This is a genomic window from Anabaena catenula FACHB-362, assembly GCF_014698735.1.
In the GTDB taxonomy this organism is placed as follows: domain Bacteria; phylum Cyanobacteriota; class Cyanobacteriia; order Cyanobacteriales; family Nostocaceae; genus Anabaena; species Anabaena variabilis_A.
The window spans coordinates 1-2989 of sequence record NZ_JACJTQ010000106.1; the positions used below are offsets into that span (position 1 = coordinate 1).

At 38.9% G+C, this 2989-nt stretch carries 4 protein-coding genes; 2 read left to right on the forward strand and 2 right to left on the reverse strand.

The genetic code is table 11. The annotated features are described in order from the left end of the window. Positions 1–313: 313 nt before the first annotated feature. Positions 314–1045, reverse strand: a complete 732-nt coding sequence (locus tag H6G68_RS26735; RefSeq protein ID WP_016953667.1) for a hypothetical protein — start codon at positions 1043–1045, stop codon at positions 314–316. 258 nt (positions 1046–1303) lie between these two features. Between H6G68_RS26735 and H6G68_RS26740 the strand changes: the two genes are divergently transcribed. Together H6G68_RS26740 and H6G68_RS26745 are read left to right on the forward strand one after the other, a co-directional pair. Beyond that, entirely contained in the window at positions 1304–1522 is a 219-nt protein-coding gene (locus H6G68_RS26740) for a hypothetical protein (RefSeq protein WP_016953666.1), read from the forward strand. Further along, positions 1519–1863, forward strand: coding sequence for a hypothetical protein (locus H6G68_RS26745; RefSeq protein WP_016953665.1), 345 nt, complete (start codon positions 1519–1521; stop codon positions 1861–1863). Before H6G68_RS26740 ends, H6G68_RS26745 begins: the two co-directional genes overlap by 4 nt. 169 nt (positions 1864–2032) lie before the next feature. On the opposite strand, the gene H6G68_RS26750 is transcribed toward H6G68_RS26745, so the two are convergent. After that, complete coding sequence (locus H6G68_RS26750) at positions 2033–2437, reverse strand: hypothetical protein (RefSeq protein WP_016953664.1); 405 nt, start codon at positions 2435–2437, stop codon at positions 2033–2035. Positions 2438–2989 lie beyond the last annotated feature (552 nt).

The window sequence follows — 2989 nt, forward strand, 5'->3', positions numbered from 1 at the left end:
TGAAAAGAAAACAAAATTGTCGTTGATATTCCTATATTAATAACCAACTGTATCCAGGCATGATAACTACGAAGATTAGCAAAATATCCTAACTGTTTAGCAGTTTCTACAATTTGGTAACGGTGGTAATATGAACGAGTATCACTAACAGGCGCACTAATTATAAAAACTTCCTAATGGGTTGAAAGCATTTCCACGGGCGACACACCACCCGCTATGAATGAAATAAACACTCGAAATCTAAAAATTTCGTAATGATCAGGGTTTTGGCTCGTGTTTCTTAAAAGTTGAAGTCCTTGCTTTTGTTTTGAACTCATCTGTACGTAAATACACTCGTCTCACCTGTCTTGACTGATTTTTCTCCTCTTTGCAAAAAACTGGGATGCTCCCCACAAATCTTCTTCTCTATTTCTGTGATTTCCTCTGCTTGTGGTAATTTTTCTTCCATCTGTGCGACTGATTCTTTTGGGGCTGGCTGCCAAGTCATATCCGGTTGCACTGGCTTTTGTCTTAGTAAATCTCTAATGAACAAGGGCAAAGGGAGACAGGAGGCTTTGAACCTACTTTCAAATTCTAAACCTGCTTCCACATCTTGCAAACAAATAATTAACGTTTCCTCACCGGTCTTCTCTCTCTTCCACTCCAATAATCGCTGCGGTGGCTTCTCTTTTTTTATGGACTTATTTATTTGCGTCATCTCCTGGCGGACTTCTGCTACTGTGAGACGTTCTGATTTGAGGCGTTCTAATATTAGCTGAAACTTATCGCAGCACAAAGCTTTGATTGTGTTGCAATCGAGCAAATCTAGATTGCTAGGTTCGATTTCGGCGATGAACTCACCTACCTTAGCATAGGAGGTGGCCGTGGTTGCTGTCCACTCTAATGATTCTTGAATGGCCTTCAACTCAGTGCGCTTACACGTCAGTTTGGCAAAATAGACGGTTTGACACATCTGGATGAAGGCGCGAGTCATTTGTTGCGCTTGTTGCTGGATCTGGGAAAAAATTTCTTGATCAATTTGGTCTAGATCGGTTAATGTAGTCATAGATAACGACTGCTGCGAATGTGGTCAAAACAAAACGACTCGCCCCAAGTGGTGAGTGAGTTATTGAAATGCAACTCCCGGTTAACTTTCGACGGCTGACCGGGTTTTGCTATTGAAATTATTTTACACTAATTTGCTCAAATTGCGATTACTATGTTGCGCTATCTCTATTCTTTGGGTCCCGTCAGGGATACAAGTCCCATCAGGAATAGAGATAGCGCGATCTAGCACACTGCCGATAGCGTAGCGTGAGCCGTCATGCAATTGCATGAACCAGTCAGAAATTTGGCAATAATGCGGCAACTGGCTACTACACAAATAGAATCGGCTCAAATTCCACATCATCACACCGGATTGATACTCTTAGGTCTAAAGACATTGAGCTTGACAGAAGCCAGAAATCACGTTAATCAAGAACTTGGTAATTGGAATGACCGTGTTTTGCAAATGTCACAATTAACTGTACAAAAACTATGACTCAACCACCTTTACCACAACCACAATTAGAACCCAGTGGAATTACTTTTGAGCAATATTCAGAATTTACCCCACAAAAACTAGAACTTTGGAGTGGTTATCTAGGTTACGGCGGACAAGATAATTTAGGATTTCACTTATCTGTACTTACCAATATGGGGTTATTAACGGCAGTACAAAATACCAATTTATCACTGTGGATAGAAGCACTTGACCATATAGTGAGAGAAAAATTACAAAGTGTTAATAGTGAATCAGAAATAGCAGAAGCAATGTTGAATCGTTTTAATCAAGCAATGGCAGAATTGGAAGCAGTGATAAATTATTTGGAGGAAGTATAGGGTAACTTTTAAAGTTTCCTCTAAGAAAATTTTGACAGTAGTATGGAACAACTTAGTTTATTTTCCAACACAGAATACAAAACACTGAGAACCATAAAACCAGTGATAGATGCTGATTTTTTACAATATTGGGGTTAACCTTTTCATCATTCTTAGAGGAAACAACAGGTCATCTTGTTAAAGGATCAATTGGTAAATCTGCATCAATCTCAATCAGGGTGATTTTGGCATTTTCAACAACGGTATTTCCCATAATTGTATCGTGCATAGCTTCAAACTTAGATTCTGATTCAGCAATGCGTTCATAATGCAAAATTACATGATAATGCTTGGTAATTGGTTCTCCAGTTTCCGAGCGTTCAACTAAATCCCAATCTATATTTTGACGTTCTTCAACAATTTGACGATATTCACTAGCTAACTGTTCTAAGGCAATGGCTATGGCGTGTTCTGGGGTTTGACCACAACAACGAATTTTATTTCTGGGGTGTTCAAGAGAAGATGACATCTGACAAATATATTGGCCATTGTCATCCTGTACGTTAATTGTAATTGTTCCGGTGATTGCATTCATACCCAAGTTACCAGATGAAAGTTTAATTCCAGTATACAAGTGAGGAAAATCCACCGGGGCTTTCAATAAAATTCTTAGAGGAAACCAAAAAGTAATTATTTGGAGTAAATGTAATCACTGAGGAATTTTCTGAGAGGAAACCGCAAAACTGTAATATTGTGGGAATTAAAACCAAACCAATATAACCTTCTGGGGCGATGTTATCATCCTTAAACTTTTCCTCTAAGAATTTATTGGTATTTATGTAGGGGTAGCTTGAACTACAAATAGAAAAAGCTGATTCAGTATCACTGCGGAGCGATTCATTAACGCTGTTTGAAACCCCAAGCCGAGATATGTGTAATTTCCTGCAAGATGGTCTGGAAACCCCTGCTATATCTGCATTTCAGCCTTAGCGTACAATTTACCCTTTTTGGTTCGCAACGATTATTGTTTAGGGTTTGCTCTGACGGGGCGACAAACAAGGCTGAGAACAAGACGGTGTAAAGAATGCAACGATTTATGGTAAAAAAAAATAGGTCAGTTATTGTCAATAAGACCTATCTAATGAAA

What these genes read in the sequence shown, in the direction of transcription:
- H6G68_RS26735 (WP_016953667.1), bottom strand. Translation starts at nt 1,045, where the DNA reads ATGACTACATTAACCGATCTAGACCAAATTGATCAAGAAATTTTTTCC.
- H6G68_RS26740 (WP_016953666.1), top strand. Translation starts at nt 1,304, where the DNA reads ATGCAATTGCATGAACCAGTCAGAAATTTGGCAATAATGCGGCAACTG.
- H6G68_RS26745 (WP_016953665.1), top strand. Translation starts at nt 1,519, where the DNA reads ATGACTCAACCACCTTTACCACAACCACAATTAGAACCCAGTGGAATT.
- H6G68_RS26750 (WP_016953664.1), bottom strand. Translation starts at nt 2,437, where the DNA reads ATGAATGCAATCACCGGAACAATTACAATTAACGTACAGGATGACAAT.